This window comes from Calidifontibacillus oryziterrae, from assembly GCF_000331575.1.
GTDB lineage: Bacteria > Bacillota > Bacilli > Bacillales > Bacillaceae_J > Calidifontibacillus_A > Calidifontibacillus_A oryziterrae.
In genome coordinates, this window is sequence record NZ_ANOK01000010.1 from 17,981 (window position 1) to 40,700 (window position 22,720).

14 protein-coding genes and 18 tRNA genes are annotated in these 22,720 nt (G+C 35.5%); 7 read left to right on the forward strand and 25 right to left on the reverse strand.

Translation table 11 applies throughout. The features are described 5' to 3' along the window. Nucleotides 1-778: 778 nt before the first annotated feature. The 3 genes from D612_RS0108075 to D612_RS19405 form a co-directional block, all read right to left on the reverse strand. Nucleotides 779-1,297, reverse strand: a complete 519-nt coding sequence (locus tag D612_RS0108075) for a hypothetical protein (RefSeq protein ID WP_017754967.1) — start codon at nt 1,295-1,297, stop codon at nt 779-781. After that, on the reverse strand, nt 1,285-4,590 hold the full coding sequence (locus D612_RS18695) for a RecQ family ATP-dependent DNA helicase (RefSeq protein ID WP_017754968.1): 3,306 nt from the start codon (nt 4,588-4,590) through the stop codon (nt 1,285-1,287). The genes D612_RS0108075 and D612_RS18695 overlap by 13 nt, the downstream gene beginning before the upstream one ends. A gap of 96 nt (nt 4,591-4,686) precedes the next feature. After that, complete coding sequence (locus D612_RS19405) at nt 4,687-4,836, reverse strand: hypothetical protein (RefSeq protein WP_017754969.1); 150 nt, start codon at nt 4,834-4,836, stop codon at nt 4,687-4,689. A gap of 85 nt (nt 4,837-4,921) precedes the next feature. Between D612_RS19405 and D612_RS0108090 the strand changes: the two genes are divergently transcribed. Beyond that, entirely contained in the window at nt 4,922-5,449 is a 528-nt protein-coding gene (locus D612_RS0108090; RefSeq protein WP_017754970.1) for a hypothetical protein, read from the forward strand. A 181-nt stretch (nt 5,450-5,630) separates the two neighbouring features. Here D612_RS0108090 and D612_RS0108095 read toward each other — a convergent pair whose 3' ends face one another. From D612_RS0108095 to D612_RS0108110, 4 genes are read right to left on the reverse strand one after another with little or no spacing between them, the layout of a single operon-like run. Then, nucleotides 5,631-6,164, reverse strand: a complete 534-nt coding sequence (locus tag D612_RS0108095; RefSeq protein ID WP_017754971.1) for a hypothetical protein — start codon at nt 6,162-6,164, stop codon at nt 5,631-5,633. Between the two features lie 31 nt (nt 6,165-6,195). Continuing rightward, a complete protein-coding gene (locus tag D612_RS0108100) occupies nt 6,196-9,015 on the reverse strand; it encodes a helicase-related protein (RefSeq protein WP_017754972.1) in 2,820 nt (939 codons plus the stop codon). Then, nucleotides 9,016-10,926 carry a phospholipase D-like domain-containing protein gene (locus tag D612_RS0108105; RefSeq protein WP_017754973.1) on the reverse strand — a complete coding sequence of 637 codons (1,911 nt, stop codon included), beginning with the start codon at nt 10,924-10,926 and terminating at the stop codon, nt 9,016-9,018. It lies immediately after the preceding gene. Beyond that, nucleotides 10,910-12,238 carry a hypothetical protein gene (locus D612_RS0108110; protein ID WP_017754974.1) on the reverse strand — a complete coding sequence of 443 codons (1,329 nt, stop codon included), beginning with the start codon at nt 12,236-12,238 and terminating at the stop codon, nt 10,910-10,912. The genes D612_RS0108105 and D612_RS0108110 overlap by 17 nt, the downstream gene beginning before the upstream one ends. Nucleotides 12,239-12,949: 711 nt before the next feature. Between D612_RS0108110 and D612_RS19945 the strand changes: the two genes are divergently transcribed. From D612_RS19945 to D612_RS0108150, 6 genes are all read left to right on the forward strand, one after another. Continuing rightward, nucleotides 12,950-15,058 carry a zinc-ribbon domain-containing protein gene (locus D612_RS19945; RefSeq protein ID WP_017754975.1) on the forward strand — a complete coding sequence of 703 codons (2,109 nt, stop codon included), beginning with the start codon at nt 12,950-12,952 and terminating at the stop codon, nt 15,056-15,058. Between the two features lie 2,428 nt (nt 15,059-17,486). After that, nucleotides 17,487-17,939, forward strand: coding sequence for a phage integrase N-terminal SAM-like domain-containing protein (locus D612_RS0108130; protein ID WP_017754977.1), 453 nt, complete (start codon nt 17,487-17,489; stop codon nt 17,937-17,939). Continuing rightward, the gene (locus D612_RS0108135; protein ID WP_017754978.1) at nt 17,936-18,214 is read left to right on the forward strand and encodes a tyrosine-type recombinase/integrase; all 279 of its coding nucleotides are present in this window, start codon (nt 17,936-17,938) and stop codon (nt 18,212-18,214) included. Before D612_RS0108130 ends, D612_RS0108135 begins: the two co-directional genes overlap by 4 nt. 241 nt (nt 18,215-18,455) lie before the next feature. Beyond that, the gene (locus tag D612_RS0108140; protein WP_017754979.1) at nt 18,456-19,049 is read left to right on the forward strand and encodes a hypothetical protein; all 594 of its coding nucleotides are present in this window, start codon (nt 18,456-18,458) and stop codon (nt 19,047-19,049) included. A gap of 64 nt (nt 19,050-19,113) precedes the next feature. After that, nucleotides 19,114-19,434: a DUF771 domain-containing protein gene (locus D612_RS0108145; RefSeq protein WP_017754980.1), complete on the forward strand. Its 321-nt coding sequence runs from the start codon at nt 19,114-19,116 to the stop codon at nt 19,432-19,434. Nucleotides 19,435-19,542: 108 nt separating this feature from the next. Beyond that, nucleotides 19,543-20,655: a site-specific integrase gene (locus D612_RS0108150; RefSeq protein WP_017754981.1), complete on the forward strand. Its 1,113-nt coding sequence runs from the start codon at nt 19,543-19,545 to the stop codon at nt 20,653-20,655. Nucleotides 20,656-20,800: 145 nt separating this feature from the next. Here the strand turns inward: D612_RS0108150 and D612_RS0108155 are convergent. The 18 genes from D612_RS0108155 to D612_RS0108240 form a co-directional block, all read right to left on the reverse strand. Beyond that, nucleotides 20,801-20,883: transfer RNA gene (locus D612_RS0108155), tRNA-Leu, on the reverse strand. A gap of 67 nt (nt 20,884-20,950) precedes the next feature. Beyond that, nucleotides 20,951-21,039, reverse strand: a tRNA-Leu gene (locus D612_RS0108160). A 22-nt stretch (nt 21,040-21,061) separates the two neighbouring features. Next, a tRNA-Cys gene (locus D612_RS0108165) sits at nt 21,062-21,132 on the reverse strand. A 1-nt stretch (nt 21,133) separates the two neighbouring features. Further along, nucleotides 21,134-21,208: transfer RNA gene (locus D612_RS0108170), tRNA-Gly, on the reverse strand. Nucleotides 21,209-21,215: 7 nt separating this feature from the next. Beyond that, a tRNA-Gln gene (locus D612_RS0108175) sits at nt 21,216-21,290 on the reverse strand. 7 nt (nt 21,291-21,297) lie between these two features. Further along, nucleotides 21,298-21,373, reverse strand: a tRNA-His gene (locus D612_RS0108180). Nucleotides 21,374-21,378: 5 nt separating this feature from the next. Then, a tRNA-Trp gene (locus tag D612_RS0108185) sits at nt 21,379-21,452 on the reverse strand. Between the two features lie 7 nt (nt 21,453-21,459). After that, nucleotides 21,460-21,544: transfer RNA gene (locus D612_RS0108190), tRNA-Tyr, on the reverse strand. A gap of 17 nt (nt 21,545-21,561) precedes the next feature. Next, nucleotides 21,562-21,637 (reverse strand) — tRNA-Thr (locus tag D612_RS0108195). Nucleotides 21,638-21,640: 3 nt separating this feature from the next. After that, a tRNA-Phe gene (locus D612_RS0108200) sits at nt 21,641-21,726 on the reverse strand. 23 nt (nt 21,727-21,749) lie between these two features. Next, a tRNA-Thr gene (locus D612_RS0108205) sits at nt 21,750-21,825 on the reverse strand. Between the two features lie 3 nt (nt 21,826-21,828). Further along, nucleotides 21,829-21,904, reverse strand: a tRNA-Phe gene (locus tag D612_RS0108210). Between the two features lie 5 nt (nt 21,905-21,909). Further along, a tRNA-Asp gene (locus D612_RS0108215) sits at nt 21,910-21,985 on the reverse strand. A 23-nt stretch (nt 21,986-22,008) separates the two neighbouring features. Next, a tRNA-Met gene (locus tag D612_RS0108220) sits at nt 22,009-22,085 on the reverse strand. A gap of 159 nt (nt 22,086-22,244) precedes the next feature. Then, nucleotides 22,245-22,320, reverse strand: a tRNA-Val gene (locus D612_RS0108225). Between the two features lie 69 nt (nt 22,321-22,389). Next, nucleotides 22,390-22,461 (reverse strand) — tRNA-Glu (locus D612_RS0108230). Between the two features lie 24 nt (nt 22,462-22,485). Continuing rightward, a tRNA-Ser gene (locus tag D612_RS0108235) sits at nt 22,486-22,577 on the reverse strand. Nucleotide 22,578: 1 nt separating this feature from the next. Further along, nucleotides 22,579-22,653: transfer RNA gene (locus tag D612_RS0108240), tRNA-Asn, on the reverse strand. Nucleotides 22,654-22,720 lie beyond the last annotated feature (67 nt).

A 22,720-nucleotide genomic window follows, 5' to 3' on the forward strand; every position in this document is an offset into this window, starting at 1 on the left:
GATTTTTGCTTGTTTTGAATTTACTACAAACATGGAAAGTTTAATGGAAAATAATAATCCTTTAAACTTTCCGTGTTACTTTCCAAAATTCATATTCTTTTTTCTATAAAAAATCCTTATGATTTGATTGCGAAATCTGTTATAAAACACGTCTATAATTATTATTAATACAGGTATTTTTATGCATTTTAGACGTGTCGGTATATCATTAATGCATGGATAAAATGATATTTATCACTGAATAAAATAAATAATTTATTTATAATTTAATTTAATTTAATTTCAAACAAAATAAATTATATTTTGTTTTCTCTTTAAAATAAAAAAACCCCAACAGTATAGTTGAAGGCTTCCCTAATTTAATATGACAGCACTTCTAGCTAGATTGACATCTTTTAAGAAAGAATTTAATACCCCGTTCATTGTTAATAGATCAATATTGGATAGGTTACACTTAGTTAGACAGAAATTTTAAGGTCAAGTAGAATTAACTATACTAATCAGTTATGAGGAGAATCTACTTGACAATCTTTTCTGTAGTTAATCAGGTGATTTGACTTTTTAATAGGAAACAACAATCTATATGAATTTTACCTTGCTTTAGAGTTATTTTGGCGAGACCAGCTTGGATTACGGGAATCAATTTACTTATGGCAATGACAAATGTAACTTGAGCCAAATACATCTTTTAGGTATACCAAAAAAAGCTGCCGATAAAAGGTGTTCCTTTATCGACAGCTTTTTTAGAAAAATACTGCAAGCAAAAAAGACAAAACAATCAATTCAGCAACAAATAAACCAACATTCCCACTGTTATAGTACTGAACACCACATTTATCACAGTAAATATCAAATTAGTCTTTGAATTCCCATTTATGAGTAATGTCTGCTCTTCCTTAAATCGGTTAATTTCTCCAACAACTTGTGTTTGATTCTGATTCGCCAATTTATTTAACTCTTTAAAACAAGAAACAATTGCCTTCTCATTATTTCCCAGTTGGTGCTTCAACTCTTCAAGACTTGCGTTTGCACTTAATAAGGTCTGCTCAAGATTCTGCTGTTTGGCTTCAATATTACTTGAAGTTGTTTGAAATAACTCAAGTTTACTATCAACTATCTTTTGAATGAGTTTAAGTGTTGTATTTGATTGATTAAGAGCATCTGTTGTTTTTCTCACTTCCTCTTGATATTCTTCGATTAATTTTAGATAATCAGATGCCTTCTTTACCTTAGTAATTTCTTCACCTAGATCTTGAATATAGGTTTCAAGTTGATCGATTTGTTCTACATTTCCCATGGGTAACCTCCATATGAAAGCTCTCTAATACTAGAATGAAGTGTTTTTATCATACTTCCATAACTATACTGATCCTCAAGCCTGGTATGAATTTCTTTTAAATCCTCTATTATGTCAAAACCATTTGATATTAACACTTCACTTAATTGAATTTTTTGTTCATTCGTTAAAAAATCATCAGCTGTTGCTAAAATAGAAGTCAGCATTTCTTCTCTCAAGTAATAATCCAATCTTGCGATTTCTCGAATAGCTACTGCCATTCTATCCCGTCCATCAATTGAGTCGAATTCACCTTCAGCAAGACAGATTAAACCATTGATTAAATTAAGACTTATATCATTATTGTAACTTTCCAGAAACCGGCTGACTGTAATCTTTAAGCTTTTAAACGTACTTAATGGTCGTAGCTGGTCATCTTTTCCTTCTTCTTGAACATAAAATATTTTGTACCAATCTTTTAGCCTGTCTTTTTGAGCAACGTTCTTTTCAAGAAGATAAACATCATCATTTCTTTTAAAATAGGTCTCAATTTTTTCCTGCAAAGATCGACTATCTGTAAACTGATCGGCATATTGCTTCATTAGTAACATTGAACGTTTTCTAGAGTAAATCACATTGTCGTTATACCATTTTAATAAAACGAGGAGAATTCTTTTTAGAAAGGGTTCATTGCTGTTTTGAAAATGATGGATGATGTCCTTATATTGTTCTGATTGTTTTTCATATGGATTGAGTGTAAACATAAAATCATATTTTTTAATATGATTTGTTAAATGGTTGATTACCTTATTTTCATCCCAATCAGCAAGTTCAACCTCCATTTGCCTAAACTTCCAATTTATGGTCCAATCTCCAACAATACCTAATAATGCCAATCGGTAGATACTTTTTTCCTTACGTTCGCGTTCTCTATCATTATGAAAATCAACTAAAACTACTTCACTGCCGCTTGTAAAATATTCTTGATGAAAGGCATAAATTTCTTCTACTTCCTGCTGAATATCCGTAAGATTGGTGGACAGAAAAAATAGTAATGTATTTAAATCTCCAGTTAATCTTCTTTTTTCTTGTTCAAGTAACGAGACATTTGTGTTTAATCCAAAAATTGCCTGTAGCTGCTTTTCATTTAATTGATCCGGACTGTATAAAATAATGCAGCTTGAACTTTTTTTATCACGTCCAGCGCGGCCTGCCTCCTGATAAAATGATTCCAATGAGCTGGGTATTCCATAATGAATGGTCTGCCTAATATTTCCCTTATCAATCCCCATACCAAAAGCCTTCGTAGCAACTAACACATCAATCTCATCGTCCATAAAGGAAGTCTGAATCTCATCCTTATATTTTGCGAACCAGTTAGAATCAACACCTCTTGGTGCACTCCCTGAATAAAAACCAGTTTGCAGCCCGGTTCTTGATTGAATCGCATGGCTTAATTTATAGCAGCCAGTATCCCCATTAACGGTCTGAGTAAAAACGAGGGTGGGGTCTTTATCCTTCTCAAATCTTCCCCGTAAATATTGCATAAGATATTCTTGCTTAGAATTCCTGTTCATCTTAACAATATTAAATTCCAATTCATCTCTTGTGAAATTTGAAATAGTAATGACATTGCTGCTGTTGATTTCCAATTCAGTCATAATATCCTTCAATACTTTAGAGGATGCCGTAGCTGTTAAAGCCATAAACCTTGCAGAAGGGGCAAATTTTCTGATCGATTTTGCCAACGCAAGATAAGAAGTCCTGAAATCATGACCCCATTCCGACAAACAATGAACCTCATCAATAACTGCTATTGATAATGCTTTTGTCTCATTAACCAATGTTAATTCTTCTCGAAAACCCTTAGACTGAAAGCGTTCAGGAGAAATAATTAAAAAGAAATACTTTCCCGCTGCAAAATCCTTTAATCTACAGCTCGATTCCTCCGCAGATAAATCACTATTAATAAAACTAGCATGAGAAATATAGTGTTTCTTATTTATATTATTTATTTGATCCATCATTAATGATTTAATGGGAACTACAACAAAGCTAATAGCTGGCTGCAGCAATACACAAAATTGGTAGGTGAGCGATTTTCCGCCTCCCGTAGGCAATAACCCTACTGTGTTCTCACCATTTAAGCAGTTCATGATAATTTCAAGCTGACCCTCATTAAACTGTTTAAAACCAAATAGATTTTCCAATAAAAACTGTAAATTCTGTTGATGAAGCTTATGCGTTAATGAGTAAACAACCGGCTCATTAATTTTTACAGAAAAATAATTGGCATCATCGTCAAAATCCGTTCGAATATGATAACCATTTGTATTGAGAACGGTATCATCCCAACGCTTAAATATATTAATCATGATATTAATTTGGTTGTTCCCATGCGGATATTGTGATTCATTCTCATAAACTGTTATTTTTATATGAGGCATGGAAATGTTGATATTGAATAATGCCCCTATGTGGCCGAGCCAAAGTTCCAGATCGCTTATTGCAAGCTTAAGAGCATTCTTATTTTCAATACCAGTAACATTAAAATTCCAGTGGGTACTATCGAAAGTTAGAACCCCTCGATCCAGCAGTTCAAGTAACAAAACTTGAAGCCTAATGATTAGGGTTAACTTTATTTGTACCTCATAATCCTTTTGATTGATATGTAAATAATCCCTGTACTGCTCAACCTTTTCCTTGTTAGGACGATAGATAGCAATAAATTCCTTTTTGAAGTTCTCATAATTTTTGACTCTAATATCTTTTGTATTAATTCTAACAACATTAATTCCATTGCGTTCAAAAGCTTTATCTCGTTGTTTATCAAGGACTTCCTGTCTTTTATGTCCTTCTCCATCAACTTCAATAACAGTTTTTAGAAACGGAATATAAAAGTCTACTATTTGCTTATTGAATGCAAGTGTAACGTCCGGGAGAATTTGGGAAATTGGGCACTCAGCGAGTGTTAAATTCCTTAAGAATTTTAGCCTATCAAAAATTTGTTCCAGATCATCGTAAAACTGATTGGCTGGATAATCATTTCGAGTAACATCACCTTTAATTGTTCGAGTCCAATTCAAATTCTCATTTGAAATAAATTTAACTTCCATCAAATCTTCCAAATAATCTCTTTCCAAATTAAGTTCTTTACGGAGAAAATTCGAAGCAATAGTCGGGGAACCTCGCATAATGATATTCTGAACAACGCGGATCATGTTAGTATACGGGGACAGTTTTTGATTATTAGGCAAATTTGTAATGATAAAATTCGAATTTGAATAACAATAATTAGCTGTAAATTTATCCATGGATATAACCCCTAAAGAAACTATTTATATCACTATTATAGTTTAAAACACTGTAGTAAAGGAGGTATTATTTTACATTTTTGTAAACATGAATATTTACGCAATCTTTTTTAAGCCAATTTCTCCCCCGGCACGTTGTAATACTTTCCACCGCTGTTCCCTTTTAGTATCTGTAATTCGATATCCTCTTTTTCGTAATTCACTTTTCTCATTAAGACCGATAGAACCCGTGGTTACTGTAAACAAAGCTAGACATTTTTTGACTGAATTTTCCTCTCGTATTATTGTTAGTCTAGTAGAAAAAAACAAAATTTTAAGGAGGAACCAGGGAATGAATCTTATTAAAAAGATGCATCAAATTTGTGAGGAAAAAATATCAGGGCCTATCTTAATTGATAGCACCCCAATGTATGATCACTTTATTGAGGTAGCGAATGCGGAACGAAATTGGGAAAGATATGAGGTTTCGTATTATTATCGTGTTGTCTTTACAAACCGTCCATCGATCTTTTTTGGTATTGCAAACGAAGTAGATAAAAAATTCGAAGTAACAGAATATAATAGTTTCAAAGGATCAGAAATAGCACAAGATATAGTTTCAAAGGTACTCAAGTTATTTAATAACATTGATTGGCGACAGCAACGCGACCTAATACTTCACATTGGAAAAGAAATTAGGGAGTTATTATTAGCTTTTGAAAATGGTGAACAAGAGGTTAACTGCAATTTAGATGACGAGGACGAGGAATTAACAGAACTAAAAATTACAGTAAAAAATGATTATATAGAGTTGTATGATGTGATTTTCATTGAAGACTTAATAGAGTTACATACAAATAAAAAGATTAGCTTGATTTAAACAACGGCTGACTCAAAAAGTCTTTATTTAACGACCTTTTGAGTCAGCCTTTTCATACAAGCTAACTCCTACCATTGCCAACACGTGCCATTTTCAATTATAGCTCTCTATGTTTGTATCTTTTCTGTTTTTAAAACCTTTTAACATTGGTCAAAAAATACCCTTTCAACAACACAGAATATTAAAACTCCCATATTAAAGGTGCTACCACACCCGCCTCCGCTTTTCCTTCTTCGATTATCTCAATCACTTGAACATCACATTCGAATAATAATTTTAGGAGAGCCAGACCCTTAACTTGTTCTTCCCTAAGTTTATCTCCCGTATCTTGTCTTTTACATTCTACGAAAAGAATTTCTGAACAATCAGGTTTGTAAACCATCAAGTCAGGTTCTTCAATTTTAGTAAAAGGATAAAATGAGACGGAATACCCTCTTCCTTTCTCAAATCTTACATCACCAAAATGGTTCCGAAATATGGATTCAGCCTTTGGGTATTTTCCTAGTCGGTTTCCACCAAACAAATTATAATCATGGTGAATCCACTCGTAGCCTAATGTTTCAAAGTAGCTACCTGCTATATATTCTCCAAACCCTTTAGAGCCTGGTAAACCTTTGCAATAGGAATCAATGCAATCTTCTCGATTCCCTTCTACCCAACGATTAAGCTCATTTCTATTAAAAGTAAGAATACGTGTTGGAATAATTACCTTCATTTCCAAAACTCCTCCGCCCTCAGGTTTCAACTTAATTTTTCACACTCAAATCAATTTGCAAATTTTTAAACACCCATGGTTTTATATTGGTTACGTCGGGATCAATTTCAAATGTATCCCATTGTGGCGTGCCTCCGAGGATTAGATTAAACCACTTTTCCCGGTCTTTAACGGTGGTATAAATGCTTTCATCTATAGTGTTTTTTATATATGGATAATAAACATCTAAGGTAACATCCTTTTCCTTCTCTCTCAGTTTGGAAATGAGGCTGCCTATTCGATCAATGCGCCCTACTCTTTGTTCCAGTGATGCTGGGTTCCATTCCAAATCGTAATGAAATAGCCTCTTACACTCAATCTGCAAATCAATTCCTTCCTGCATCGTTGAAGTTGCTATCAGTATTTGGGGGTAAAATGGTGTATTGAATCCTGCTTTTATTTTTGCTCTTGCTTCATTTCCGGTAGCACCAGTAATGGTTGCAACAATATCGGAATTAGATAACCCAAGCTTCATTTCCTCCCTATTAGCGACGGTTTCAGAACAGTATTTTTCAAGAAATCGTTGATAAGCGTTTTGCCAATTTAACAGACTTCCTTGCCCAAATATCCTTTGAATCAAATCACGGTCATCCTTATTTGGATGTTCCTCTTTTGCCTTTCTAAGCTGAATGAAGAACCGTTTATCTCTCCTTAAGAAGTGAATCATCGATAAGACCAATTCATCTCGTTCCACTGGCAACAGTTTATTTAGCTGCTCGTTATAGATATGCCAAATTCCCTTATAATTGATTACGTCACTAATGAGCCTAACCGATATTTGTCGGAGTTCAGTACCTTCTTCATCTAAATTTTCTACTTCCCCATCATCTTCCTTCAGGTTCATTCCATAGGTAATATACCGTTGATGAAGGATATGATTTACCGTTCCCAAAAGTACCGGATGATTAGCCAACGTTTCTTCCCATCCAGTTGCTTTGTCCAAAGCTTGGCGGAAAACAATTTGTTCTACAATTCGTTTAAGATACATATAATTCGCCTTTACAGTCAGGTTGTATTTTTTATATGTTAAACTGACCTCTTCTGAAATTTCCTTTGGAGAGGGGATACTTCTTTTGTTTTTTCCGCATAGTTTGAGTACCGGAATTAGGACTGAATGAATATAACTTTCCTGCAACAGAAACCAAGAAATATCCTGCTTGTTGTAAAAACGTTTGCAATAATTATCAAAGCCATTCATACCGCTTTCCGGAAATAGCCTTCGAATATCTCTGTTATAGGAACGATCCAATCTTTTTTCAATACTCTTTTTTAATTGGTTGATGCTCTCAATCCGGTCACAAAATAACAACGTCTTTTCCCCGCTCAATAGGGCTTGTACTACATCAGCCGCTACCGCATCAAGCTTTGGATGAGCAATTCTATCCAAATCCAACTGCCGCAATATATTTAATGCTTCTAAGTCCCGACTAAAAATACTGCCTTTCTTTACTGCTTCAAAAGAGGAAGTAAAGGACTGTTTAACATTGGCAATAAAAGTTCTATCTCCATTTGCTAAAATTTGAAAAATGGCCTTTTCTATTAACGCAAATGGTATATAAGTTTCATTTGATAGTGAAATTCCCAGCTTATCATCGTTTGTCAATGAGCCGATAATTTCACTTCGATATTCATCCTTCTTTTTTACATTTCGGATCATCAATTTTTTCATGATTTTTCCCAGTAGATTTTTCTGTTCAAGCAGAGTTTGATACAATTCGTAAGTCTCGCGAACATCAAAACCAAGATTTTCTATACTGCCGGACTTTATCGCTGTTTCAAGTTTGACACCCTCGTCTGGACTCATCAAATGGACAAAGGTTTCAAATTTCCCCATGTTTTGCTGATAGTTTGTCAATTGGACAAACATATCAGTTAAGATTGTTTCAAATAGCGTCATTTCATCTTTTGGTACTTTTGCCGATTTGAACATATCGAGAACAGATCCTAACTCTCCTGCTCCTAATTCAAAAGGCGTTGCGGTTAGAAAAATCCCTTTTCGAAATTTTTGAAATACAGCTGCCTTTAAGGCCGTACGTTTGACCGTTCCCTCGTTTTTCATTTTATGAGCTTCATCTAAAATTAATAGTGAAGCATTCGGCATTACTTTGTGAATGGCTTTGTAACGTAAGTCTTTGATAGCCGTCCATATGTGATTAATACTAGAATCGGAAAACATACCTTCCTGGTAAATTCTATCCAGTTCGTAATACCAGTTTTCCGGTATTTCCTGATAGGTAATTCCCATATTTTGATATTCTTCAGGTGCGAAAACGCTTGGATCCCCACCCAGTGCTTGAAGAATTCTTTCTCTTGTCGTCCCCCAAAACCTCCTGTGTTTGAACCAGCAAGCCAAGAAGAAACTTTTTTCATGCTTCCAGCCCATTGAAGAGAAGACATTAATGGGGATCAATAAAACCTTAGCTGTTTTCGAGGCGTTGGCAATTTGTTGAATATACGTCTCGCCTCCAGGCGTAATCCTGACAATATCCGATTCACAAAGGTTTATCTTCTCATGATGAAGGTTTTTTTCGATAAAGTTACGAATATCATTGTGCCATTTTTCATTTAAAAGCCAACTAGGAGTAATGATTACCACTGGTTGGTTTGGATAATTGGCCAGAAACCATACAGCAGTTCCAAAAGCAATATATGTTTTGCCCATACCTACATCATCACCAAGGATTATTCCAGGTACTTTTTGAAGCATCCTAATCATTTGCGAACAGGATTTAGTCTGCAATTCAGCTGTTTTCGTATCAATACTAGCTGAAAAATCAAATAACTCCGTGACTTCTGTTGACGTTGCTAACACCTATCTCACTTCCAATCCATATGTTTTTAACAACACATCAAACTGGTTTCGAATCATTTTTTTGGATTTTTTATAAATTTCCTTCCGGATTAAAACAGGCTCGGCCATGATATCCGCCAGCACTTGTTCTTTATATTCTTTTTCAAGCCGATCTTCTTGAAACCGTAAATGAGCAATTACATTTTCCATTTCTACTAAAAATAGAAACGTTTCTTCATTTCCTGCATCGCCATTCTGATAATCTTCGATAATCATATGGATTAGGTTCTTCAAGCCAATAGGGTTGGATAAATAGTTTTTAAAGGCCATTTCAGAATAAAAAGGCACTTCTAAGCCTTGTTTTAAAGAGGACATTGCTTTATAATACCGCTGCAGATTATGCCTGAAATAAACGTTAAGGCCACCTGTTGAGTCTTGTCCGTTTACCTTCTGTACTTTTTTCAATCTTTCAATTTCTGACATACTACGATATTTCCCTGCTAGGTAATCGATGATATCCCTCACCTTCAACTCAAATGACAACTTAACATCTTCCGATTCATAATCTTGCTTATTTACGATCTGAATCGGTACATAAAAGTCATATTCTTTACAAACGATATGCAGATCTTGAGACCTCTTAAGTTGGAATGGCTGAATTGTGATTGTTTCTTGAATCATGTCGGATTCATAGATTATTTGGTTTTGATATTCTATCTTAAATGGCTCCAACTGCCCTGATAGTTTAATGATTAATTGTTTATTGTCCAATACCGCGCTTTCTACAAAGACAATAATTTGCTTATCATTAGTTACCTTGTCCTCGTAGAATAATTCGTTTACTTTAACCCTGATAGTTTGTGGAAATTCAAACTTAATCTTCCCATATTCAAGAATCCCCACCTCAATATTTCTTAAGGATTCAATCTTGGACCTCATTGCATTATTGGTAAAGTTGATGGAGCCGCTTAATATTAATTTACTAGCACCTTTGAATTCAGCCATAATTATTTTTGCATGGAGCGTGCGAGGAATTGGCTCATCATCCTCTCTTTCCCATTCTCTATGAATAACATATAGTTCAATATCATTAAAGCGACCGCATAGTTCTCTAAAAATTGTAACTGGGGCTGTTACTTTATACATTGTTGCATCCTCACTTTTCATAGCTGGGAAGTAAATTTTGATTTTCGCCTTTGGATACATCCTTTTAAATTGATCAACAAACTCTAGCAATAATGATTTCTCCAACGCGCGGTCCCTATCATTTTCATAGAAAGGTGACAGTATAGAAAGGGCTTTGCATTCCTCTTTCAAGTTTTTTATTTCTTCAAAAAGGTTAGTGAATACGCTTTTATCACTAATAGTTGAAACTAATTTTGGAAAATCATTACGAAATTGACTTTTTTCCAAAAATTTGATGACCTCTTTTAAGGCGTCATTGTTTTGTATACCGTAACGCTCACCCATCCAAATCAAAATCTCTACTAAATTTTTCGATATAGTATTCGTAACTGAGTCATCCTGCCTGATATCCTCATACCAGATCGTCTCGGCATTATAACATAACCCAGCTTTTGTCAGGTTGCAGGATCCCACAATGACTCTTAAATATGTTTCATAGAGCAGTAAATAACATTTGGGATGAAATGTATGGTCCGAAACCGTTATATGATCATATAAAAATGTCCTTCCACCATGATACTGCCTAGCATCAGACAACACAGTAACGGGTATTTCCTTTAATTTGACCGCGACCTGGTTGCGAAATCTAAGCTCATTTTCATCTGCATTTCCGATGATTCCCAATAAGTTTGGTAGAATGTGCTTTTCAAATAGTTCTGCATCAAAGCCATAGCTCATAAACAGCGCAGCTATCGGCGCTTCTTGTTCAGTATTGATAAGCTCAAAAAAATCAGTATACTTGATCACTAGGTGTCCACCCCGTATCTTTGATTAGTGTTAGGATATTCGAAATTTTATAACCGTGGAGGAATTCGAATTTCTCGGTTTTTTTGGGATAATCATAACCTGCCGTCACAATAATATTCCCGCCATCCAAAAACACCCAAGAACCGCTGTTCCGTCTTTTCATGACATTGCTATGGTAGTTTATCAGTTCTGTCAAAAAAGTATCGTATTGATTTTCTGTCAGATTTGCAAACCGGTCCAATAGTGCGGCAAATGAAGGTCCATGAAGGCTGCCTGCTATGGACAAATAGTCTTTTTGCTCCAAAAGAATAGAGATATATTTGCCATCTAACAAAGTTTTAAGATATTCACTACACCCAATGATTGCTTCTTCAATTGTGATCCTACCTAAATGTTCCTCTGCAGCTCGAATTATTGCACACCAAATCCGATTCAATATGATTGCTAATTCTTCAAAGGCCAATATTGTTTTAAATCCCCAAACCACTTTTTTCCCCTCTTCAGTTTTCGGGTTTTGCAATGCAATTTGTTCTACAATATTCATTGCATTGCCGGCATGTTGATTTCTAAATATGTATGTAATAGCTACTGTATTTTTGGGATGATCCAAGATATATTCTTTTAATAATTTGACTTCTTCTTGATGGTATAGAAGAAAATAAGATGAAGATGCTTCATTAACTGTCCCATCCAATGAGCCATGAAATCCAAATGATGCTAGTGATCCTTTTCCGTACTTCTTAATAATTTTTTCTTCATTCATGGCGCAAAGGACTAGTTTATCGTAAATATTGGGATTTACAAAGTTTACCGCAAGATTCATGCCTTTATGTGATAAACTCAAATCCTCTTTAATCAATTCCAAATCTTCTAAGCTTGTCCGATAGGCCCCTAGTCCGCCTAGTTCAAGTTGCCTTGTTAGAAAATGATAATGCAGGGACTCTGGATTCTCGTAATAGGCTTTTACAGCCCCACGCTTTCCTCTAAAATCACGTTCATTTCCATCTCTCTCCTGTAATTTACCTTGGTAATGCTCCACAACGGCTCTTGCCCAAAATCGTTCATATAGCTTAAATACCTCTAGTACATCTGTTTCGTGGTAATTATTTCCATTCTTTTTTAGGTATTGATTTGATATATAGATCCCGTAACAAACCATACTGTAATATCTGGCTCTAGACGTCCTTGTTGTAAAACTAGGTAGCACCACATTCCCCAATACTTGAGCAAAATAATCAAAAGCAAGTGGATCCAGTATAGTTGTTTCGTCTTCCAGTGGTGAGTATTTAGTCCAAGATAATGTAGAAGGCATTTGGATTCCCCCGTTTAAGTCCAATAGTTTCATTATTTTAATTCTATTATAATTCTTTTTCCATATAATTCTAAGCTCCTAGTTTCAAACCAGGGAGCATATGATTTGGTATCCATAAAAAAATCTCCTTAAACAGGAGATGAATGCTTCTAATTTTTATGAATCCACTTGCGCAACTTAGACTCTTTCTTCTTCGTAGTGAGCATTATAGATTATTGTGATGTGGATACTGTTACACAAATAAAGTTGATTTCCTAACAATGTAGAGAAAACAATGCTTTTTTCTTACCCCTAACATGAAATGATAGTGAAACGCAAAAAAAGACGGGAAAAATGATGAAGTGTGCTATAAATACGTTTTGTTGATATCCACTATTCAAAGAACAACTAGTCTGTTTGAACAGGTTGATAGCTTGTCATTATCCTATTTTCATATGTTGAATCTGAGTGTACTCGATTAAACAGAAATTCAGAATATAGTAATTTTTACATTTTTTTAGTAGTTATTTTAGTATTGAGCTAAACTGAGTGACTTTTTCTCTTAGAAGATATTCCTGCAGGTTGAATTTTCTTTTATATATAGATAGTCATACTTATATTAGAGATAAGAATTAATCAAAGGTAATAGACTAATTTTTAAAATAAAGTGTATAAAAAGTTCCCCTTTGTCAATAATTACTACTATTCAATTAGCAAAGGCGGAATTTATCAATGTCAACTCTAAATAATAATAATTTTAGTGACAATTACCCTAATATAGCCAAACAGTGGCACCCTTTTAAAAATTATCCATTAGAACCAAGTGATGTAACCTTAGGTTCTAATAAAAAAGTCTGGTGGATGTGTCATAAAGGGCATGAATGGCAAGTTTCCATAAATAATAGAACATTTAAAAATAGTGATTGTCCTTATTGTACAAATCATAAAGTATGCTCTGATAATAGTTTGGCGACCATAAATCCCCAAATAGCACAAGAATGGCATCCTACTAAAAATAACCCATTAGGACCAAGCGAAGTAACCCCTGGTTCAAATAAAAAGGTTTGGTGGTTATGTCATCAAGGACATGAATGGCAAGCAACAACAAATAATAGAACAAATAAAAATAGTGGGTGTCCTTATTGTTTAAATCAAAAAGTTTGTATTGATAATTGTTTAGCTACTAAAAGCCCTCATTTATCAAAGGAATGGCATCCTATAAAAAATTACAATAAAATTCCTTTTGATTATATTAATGGTTCAAACAAGAAGGTTTGGTGGCAATGCGATAAAGGGCATGAATGGGAGGCAAGAATCGCAAATAGAACAAGAAAAGATAACCCAAGAGGATGCCCTTATTGTTCAAATAAAAAAGTAAATGCGGATACCTCATTAGAGAGCGTTAACCCATCATTAGCAAAAGAATGGAATTATAAAAAAAATATTAATATAACTCCAAATGATGTTTTGCCGATTTCAGGAAAAAAAGTTTGGTGGGTATGCAATAAAGGGCATGAGTGGAGAGCAGCTGTTGCAACTAGAAGTTATGGAAAAGGTTGTCCATATTGCTCAAGTAGAAAAGTATGTAAAGATAATAACCTATTAAGTATTTTCCCCAGACTGGCTGAACAGTGGCATCCTAAAAAAAACAACAATTTATCTCCTAATAATGTTACTTCTAAATCTAATAAAAAGGTTTGGTGGCTTTGTAATGAAGGTCATGAGTGGCAAGCAACAATTAATAGTAGAGCTAGTGGAAACAATTGTCCTGAATGTAATATTGGAAGTCAGACATCATTTCCTGAGATGGCCATATTATATTATTGCATGAATGTATTATTAAATTTAAAGATTAGTTCAGGTAAAAAGATACATGGTTACAATACAGACATCATAATAAATGATGAGATATTAATTGAATATGACGGTTATTATTATCATAAAGGCAAGTATATTCATGATTCGGAAAAAACTAACACTTTTATAAAAAATGGTTTTTATGTAATACGAGTTAGAGAAGAAGGATTAGAAAGACTTGAATTTAGTGAAAATTACATTTGCTTTGATGTGAAAGACGGAAACCGGAAAAGCTTAAATAATGTAATACTGAAAATCATGTTATTCCTAATTAATAGATACAAAATTAATTATGATTTAAATGATGATACTATCAATACAATTCGTGATGAGATTGAAATTTATAACCTGATAACACATCAAATTAAAGAAAATAGTATCCTAAATCGATATCCTGATTTAACTATTAAATGGAATTATAATAAAAATAAAAAATTAAATCCATCAAATATATTAGCAAATTCAGGCAGGCGGATTTGGTGGATATGTAAAAATGGTCATGAATACCAACGTACTGTTACAAATGAGGTTAAATACCAAAACTGCCCTATTTGCGAATTTAATATTAGAAGTCTTGCTAAAGTTAAGCCATTAATTGCTAAGCAATGGCATCCACATAAGAATGGAGAATTAACACCCGAAAACATATATGCTAATTCTAACAAGAAAGTTTGGTGGCTATGCGATAAAGGCCATGAATTCCAGATGGTAATTAATAATAGAAGGAAAGCTAATTTTTGTCCAATATGTCATGGACGAGAAACTAATCGAGAACTAAGTTTGTTAATCGTAAAACCAGACATTGCAAAAGAATGGAATTATGAGAAAAACAAAGAATTAACACCAGATAAAGTAAAACCATATTCAAATAAGAGGGTTTGGTGGATATGTAATAAAGGACATGAATATCAATATTTAATTAACAACCGAACAAGAAAGAATAATAAATGTCCTATTTGTAGAAAGGAAGGGTCTAACTCTTAAAACTAAGTCTTTTTACAAATGCTGAATTAAGAATGTACAAAAACGCTCGTTTAAACATGTACATTTTTGATTTCCCCTGTATATTACAACTTTACATGGAGTGGCGGGCATGGATAGCCTTGATTGGCAGGCCAGCCCCTGTTAATGCTGGCTTTTTGGCTGTATAGCCATGCCCGCGGAGGCTCCGTGTCAAGTTGTAATTATGCACTCGCTTGTATAGGAAGCCTTATAACAAGCAAAAGTGTACAAGCTTAGATGAGCAAAAATGCACATTTAGATATAGTCATTTATATCTTTTAAGTAAATGGCAAAAAAAATGATTTTTTCCCAAACTTATAACCTTACTAAGATCTTTTCAAACTTGAAAATACAATTTAACCTTTAAATAGTGATCGTGTTGAAGACACTCTGATCACAATCGGTTCGTGAGACGGAGAATGCCTCGCGCTTCCTTATAAATTCGTTTGAGAGCCGAATCCGTAAAAATCTGTCGATTTTCTCCAGTCATTTTGAGTTGATGAGTAATATACTCTTTGACCTCTTCAAACGATAATCCCTCTAAATGGAATTGAGTGTTAATTCGTTGGGAGATTGCTTCTAAACTGCGTAAATGTAGTTTATCTAGTAGTTCAGGCTGTCCCACTAGAATGAGAGCTAATTGTGATAGTAAGAACATTTTGGCTGAAATTTATCTATATGAATGAAAAGTAATTAATTTGTGACGCCGTGCCATGCCCATCTCTACGTGGAGTGACCAGACAATACCATAAGAAAGAAACTATTCATACTTTTGAATATATAAAGCTCAAAGCACCTTGCTCTGAGCTTTATTATTATTAAGTATTTAGTTCCCTTATTATAGTAACCAAGACACAATGATATTAAAGAGATATCTTGAATACCTTCCTCTTCGTGTTTCCTACATGTATACTTCAGTTGAGTATATCTGTCTCATATTCAACTTCTTTTGTAAGTAAATCATATTCTCTCTCATTAAACTCTTTTTCAATTTGAGAAAATGGAGTTGTCTTTGCCCTAACTACTTTTTCTTTTAACTCCTCTACATACACATGGTGTATTTTTCTATTGTATTTCGCAAGTAAATCTCACTACTTTTTACACGAATATGTTCAACACAACAATCCTTTTCAATGGTTTTTCTCCCTTGTAAGAATCTATAATAAGTCTTTATTTGTGGAGCGAGGAACTTTATCGATACTGCCATCCTTTATGGGATAAACAATCTATCTACTTTTAAGGTTTGGAAAAAACGAAAAGATTTATTTCTGCTTTGGCCCAGAAAAGGTTGGCCTATTGATCACAGTTTATCGTCTTCTATTTGACTCTATATTTTAAATTCTAATAATCTATAAACAATAAAATAAATAATTTATTTGATAAATTAATTTAATTTAAATTATTGTTTAAATTATTTATTTTGTTTCTTAAATCTACTTTTAAATTTTTAAAAAAGGGAGTTGCAGAAATAGAAAATACGCTTTATACTAATCGTAATCTTATTTTAATTTTATTTTCGCTCAACACTCCGCAGAGTTGAGAACAGATTGCTTTACTAATTGTTACTTCTAGTAACTTGAATGATGACTAGTCATCAAATGCCTTTATGGTCTAAGTCTAGTATTCTAGAAAATTTTTACTTTATAAAGAATGATAGTTATAACAATACAACCTTGGGTTGGAGTAAAAGAGCCTATGCATATGCATAGGTTTTTGTGTCTCCAACAACAAGGTTTTTTTATGTTCTTCTAGAGTATGAATTGAGTAGCTGCCCCTGCGCCAGCTACTTGTGAAAAAAAAGCAGCGGAATTGCAGGCAGCCGATAAAGAGCCGAACGCCAGGTAGTGCAGGCTTCGAATAATATGCACACAGCCATTCTCCAATGACTTCTAATTAGGTGTTTTCGAAGTCGACTGTAGCCAGCGGTTTTTCTGGCCAGTAAATACAATTTTCGTCCCTATTTGGTTTAGCAATGGGACAAAACAGTTATCCAAGGAGTGCTGGATATTACCTTCTATTTAATCTAGGCTTTTCAGTGGAATTCTAGAAAAGTCAACTGGATCTAGGATAAACAGGCCAGTACAAACAATTACAATTTCAGCAAATGGTTTTTCATGCTGGAACCCTTTATCAACGAAGTAACTTGATTTTGGGAAAACAACCACACACTGCTTTGTTAAAACACCCTTTCCAGGGAATAGGCAGCTGGCACTGACTCTTGTCACACATGTAATATGTGTTGTGCCCATTCATGCTCAACAAAAGTAATAGAGAAATATAGACAGAATTTTTTACGGGCTAATTCGTTAGGTGAAATCTATATTTGAGAGTCAGTTTACTATATAGATTCAATAAAGATACAGCTCTTACCAACGGAGAAAGTCTGTTCTTTTTTTGGAGGTGGTAAATCATGTGGAAAAAGGGATGGATAATAAAAGACGAAGAAATAGAATCTCATACTGATAATGTTATCAATGTGGGAGCGTACTTAAACCTGATGTTGCAAGTCAATAAAATTGCTCGGCATGCAAGATCAGTAAGTATAACCACACAGCGACAATACTATCACCTTATGGATCTATTTGTTCGTTATTTAGCAGATTTTTTCGGGGTTAAATCCTTGAGAAATATTAGCGCGAAGCATATTGCAGCATATGTCGAATATCGCCAATTTGAATGTAAGTCTCCAGCAACGATAAAAAATGATATTTGTGCAATAAGTTATTATCACGATCAGATTGAAGATACAAGATTCTATCTCCCAGACAATAAGCAACTACATGAAAAATATGGAATCAATCTCGAAATGCGCTCTTTTGGAGGAGTTACCGAAGATGGACTGAGAAAGAATACAACCTCATGATAGATTTAGCTATTCGTCATAATCGCTCAGACATTATTCCTCTATTAGAACTAGCTAAAAAACAGGGATTGCGTATTCACGAAGCTATTAGACTATCAAAGTCAGATATAGAAAAAGCACTACGCACTAGTACTATAACTGTTAAAGGAAAAGGTGGCTTAGTTCGTGAAGTACCTTTAAGATCTGATGTAAAAGTAAATTTGGAAACCGTTTCCAAAAGGATACTCATGGGCAAAAAGTATTTATTCCAGAAGGTAAAAAAGCACATCAAGTAATTCAATCCCTACAAGGTTTTATTATTAGACACCGTGAGAAGATTTCAGACCCTTTTTTTCGTAATCTAGGAATCAATTTATCATACCATGGGCTCCGTCATAATTTTAGTTATGACCAATTCTGGAATTTTCGAAATCAAGGATTTAGCGAACAAGAAGCCAGACTAAAAGTAGCAAAATTAATCGGGCATTCTCGTGAAGATGTAACACGAATCTACTTAACATAGAAAGGATGAAAAAAATGATAAATCAAAATGACCAAATCACTAAATTAATTGATGAAAATAAACGATTAGTTGAACATGTAAAGGAACTACAAGAAACCGTAGGGCGCTGGAAGCGAAAGGCTAATGAGCAAAATCCTAGACCTGTATTTCTCCGTGAATCCCATGATCAATATAGTAACCATATTATTGAACTAATTATAGAGGATTTACCGGGAGATGCTCCATTGGGTGAACTACTAAACCACTTAAAGTTTAAAGTTTTACCAGACCACTTTCCATACAAATATTATTCAGCCTACACATCAAAGAAAGCTAAAGGATGGGTTGTAAAGCTATATAAAACCCATAAAGTTGATATGAGCTATTTACCTAGAATTGATATGAACAATCTCGAGGCTGCAAAACAGCTTCGAAGTGACATTCTTAGTTACTTACGTGATTCAGTAAAATGGATTAACCATTTTTCAGCGAATCTCGATGATCATAATCGTAAAATTGCTGAAGACATAAAAGAACAGTTGGATTCTTGTCATGATTCTGTAGAAAGGCAATCTTTTAATGACTACATTGGCTTAGGTCTTGATTCCACAAAAGAAGATCCAATTTAGAAAAAGTAGTAAATTCACTTGATTTACGAGCAAAGCTATATTTTTATTTTTAGGAGGAATGAAAATGCAACGGCTATCAGTAAATTTAACTATCCCCGTACCGGATGATTCCGTAATCATCTCAAAGGTACATTTGGAAGAATTAGAGAAATTGCAATTAACAGGTGTGTATTGGTCTATGAAAGACCTCGAAAATAGAGTGTGCAAAAAAAGTGAATGGATCAAAGAGAATATTCTTTATCCATCAAAATTCAGAAAAATCCTTGATGTTGATGAGGGAGGATTTGTGTTTTATCCGAAATCAAAAGGGCAGACATGGTCTTTTCATGCAATGCTAATGTCAAAATTCTTAGATCAATACTTCCAGCAAATTTTTTCGAGATAAAACACTGTTGTTTAATTTATTAAGTGAAAAATTGTCAAATTAAATAATTTTGATATGATAAAGGTGACCCATTGATCACCTTTATCATTTGTTAGAGGTGAGTTTATCTTGGCAAGTATTCAAAAACGGGGAAGCACATATCAATATACTGTTTCCCGGATTGTAAATGGTGAATCAAAACCAATTCGGAAGGGGGGCTTTCGTACAAAAAAAGAAGCTCAAATCGCAGCAGCAGAAGTTGAAGCACAACTATTAAAGGGTTTAATACCCACACTAAAAAAGATTCCATTTGATGAATACTTCGAGAATTGGATTGATCTTTTTAAAAAGCAAAAGGTTAGTAGGGTTACATTAGAACATTATGTGTATTCACTAAAGGCTGTTAGAGATTATTTTCAAAACAAACCAATTCAAGACATCACGAGACAAGACTATCAAATGTTCCTGAACTGGTTAGGAAATGGAAAATCGAAGGAAACAGTATTAAAAATTAATGGTCATATTAAAGCATGTGTGAAGGATGCTATTGAGGACCAAGTTATTCAGATAGATTTCGCACGAAAAACAGAACCGACTTGGACAGTTGCAGCAAAAAAATCCACAGAAAAGCATTTAAGCTACGAGGAAAGTGAACGGTTACTACAAAGTATCTGGAATAATATTGACAAAGGCTTAGGTTATTCTTTACTGCTCTTAGCACTAACCTCTGGAATGCGTTTTGAAGAACTTATAGGACTCACTAGAAAGGACTTCGACTTTGTCAATAATACCATCAAGATCAACAAAACCTGGGGATACAAAAAGAATTCTCCATCTGGATTTGGTCCAACTAAAAATGAGCAGTCAAATCGCGTTATTAAGATGGATATTAAGACAATGAATCATTTTAAGATGTTATTTAATTCTACACCAACAAATCTAAATCAATTGGTATTTTACAGCCAGGCCTCTAAATACCAAGTTATTAGCAATACAAATGCGAACAAGCTACTTAAGAAATTATTGATGGACTTAAAAATTAATCCTATTACGTTGCATGGATTACGTCATTCGCACGGTAGTATCCTATTATACAAAAAAGCATCAATTCATTATGTAAGTGAGCGTTTAGGTCACGGAGATATTGAAACAACATTAAAAGTGTATACACATGTTCTTAAAGAATTACGTATTGAAGATGAACAGCTTAGTATGAAGACTTTTGAGCAGATGAATGTGTAAAACCTTGTGTAAAAAATGTGTAAAACAATTTAAAGTTCATTGTTTCCTAATGAATAAACAAAAATAAAAATAAGTCATAAACGTTCATTTATGAACGGATATGACCTCAAAAAAGATATTTCAATATACTAAAATGTATCTAAGATACCGGTGGTCGGGGTCGAACCGACACTCCTTTTGGGAACACGATTTTGAGTCGTGCGCGTCTGCCAATTCCGCCACACCGGCATAAAAGGAATAATAAAAAAGAATATTAATTACTTAATATTCAATTTATCGGATATTGCATTATAAATGGTGCCGAGGGCCGGAATCGAACCGGCACGGTAGTCACCTACCGCAGGATTTTAAGTCCTGTGCGTCTGCCAGTTCCGCCACCCCGGCTAGGCAATAATTATAAAATAAAAGGCGACACCCGGATTTGAACCGGGGATAAAGGTTTTGCAGACCTCTGCCTTACCACTTGGCTATGCCGCCATGGAGCGGAAGACGGGATTCGAACCCGCGACCCCCACCTTGGCAAGGTGGTGTTCTACCACTGAACTACTTCCGCATATAAATGGCTGGGCTAGCTGGATTCGAACCAGCGCATGACGGAGTCAAAGTCCGTTGCCTTACCGCTTGGCTATAGCCCAAAGAAAATGGGGCGACCGATGGGAATCGAACCCACGAATGCCGGAGCCACAATCCGGTGCGTTAACCACTTCGCCACGGTCGCCATATTGGCAGGGGCAGTAGGAATCGAACCCACATTGGAGGTTTTGGAGACCTCTGTTCTACCATTAAACTATGCCCCTATATAAATGGTGGAGGGGGGCAGATTCGAACTGCCGAACCCACAGGGAGCGGATTTACAGTCCGCCGCGTTTAGCCACTTCGCTACCCCTCCAGCTTGAAAAATAAAAATGGTGCCGGCTAGAGGACTTGAACCCCCAACCTACTGATTACAAGTCAGTTGCTCTACCAATTGAGCTCAACCGGCAAATGGTGGCGCGAGACAGAATCGAACTGCCGAAACGAGGATTTTCAGTCCTCTGCTTTACAGTCCGCCGCGTTTAGCCACTTCGCTACCCCTCCAGCTTGAAAAATAAAAATGGTGCCGGCTAGAGGACTTGAACCCCCAACCTACTGATTACAAGTCAGTTGCTCTACCAATTGAGCTAAACCGGCAAATGGTGGCTCGAGACAGAATCGAACTGCCGACACGAGGATTTTCAGTCCTCTGCTCTACCGACTGAGCTATCGAGCCATATATGGCGGTCCCGACCGGGATCGAACCGGCGATCTCCTGCGTGACAGGCAGGCATGTTAACCGCTACACCACGGGACCACTTATTATTAATTATTTGTAATTGGTTGCGGGGGCAGGATTTGAACCTACGACCTTCGGGTTATGAGCCCGACGAGCTACCAGACTGCTCCACCCCGCGATAGTATTATGATATTATTTTAAACCTGGATTTAGTCTTGATAAAACCGTCGTCCCGATTTCAGAATGATTATTCAAGATGCGGCTCAATCGGTACGCTGTTGTGGATTCGATGAAGCTTATTCGATCGTGCTCCACCCCGCGATAATTTTATTAAGAATGGTGGAGGATGACGGGATCGAACCGCCGACCCCCTGCTTGTAAGGCAGGTGCTCTCCCAGCTGAGCTAATCCTCCGACGCACAGGATGTGCTAGTGCATGCGTTGCGACAGGACGTCGCGTACTTATCATGCCATCCTTTAAAGTGACCCGTACGGGATTCGAACCCGTGTTACCGCCGTGAAAGGGCGGTGTCTTAACCGCTTGACCAACGGGCCAATATAAGAAATATATATGAACAGTGGCGGAGAGCGAGGGATTCGAACCCTCGAGACAGTGTTACCCGCCTACACGATTTCCAATCGTGCTCCTTCGGCCACTCGGACAGCTCTCCATGGCTCCACAGGCAGGATTCGAACCTGCGACCGATCGGTTAACAGCCGATAGCTCTACCACTGAGCTACTGTGGAATGAAGATTTAGATGCCTGGCAATGTCCTACTCTCACAGGGGGACAACCCCCAACTACCATCGGCGC

Bases quoted from the DNA above. Each gene is read 5' to 3' on its own strand.
- D612_RS18695 (WP_017754968.1), bottom strand. From the start codon at position 4,590: ATGGATAAATTTACAGCTAATTATTGTTATTCAAATTCGAATTTTATC.
- D612_RS19945 (WP_017754975.1), top strand. From the start codon at position 12,950: ATGTCAACTCTAAATAATAATAATTTTAGTGACAATTACCCTAATATA.
- D612_RS0108075 (WP_017754967.1), bottom strand. From the start codon at position 1,297: ATGGGAAATGTAGAACAAATCGATCAACTTGAAACCTATATTCAAGAT.
- D612_RS0108145 (WP_017754980.1), top strand. From the start codon at position 19,114: ATGCAACGGCTATCAGTAAATTTAACTATCCCCGTACCGGATGATTCC.
- D612_RS0108090 (WP_017754970.1), top strand. From the start codon at position 4,922: ATGAATCTTATTAAAAAGATGCATCAAATTTGTGAGGAAAAAATATCA.
- D612_RS0108140 (WP_017754979.1), top strand. From the start codon at position 18,456: ATGATAAATCAAAATGACCAAATCACTAAATTAATTGATGAAAATAAA.
- D612_RS0108135 (WP_017754978.1), top strand. From the start codon at position 17,936: ATGATAGATTTAGCTATTCGTCATAATCGCTCAGACATTATTCCTCTA.
- D612_RS0108095 (WP_017754971.1), bottom strand. From the start codon at position 6,164: ATGAAGGTAATTATTCCAACACGTATTCTTACTTTTAATAGAAATGAG.
- D612_RS0108110 (WP_017754974.1), bottom strand. From the start codon at position 12,238: ATGCCTTCTACATTATCTTGGACTAAATACTCACCACTGGAAGACGAA.
- D612_RS0108130 (WP_017754977.1), top strand. From the start codon at position 17,487: ATGTGGAAAAAGGGATGGATAATAAAAGACGAAGAAATAGAATCTCAT.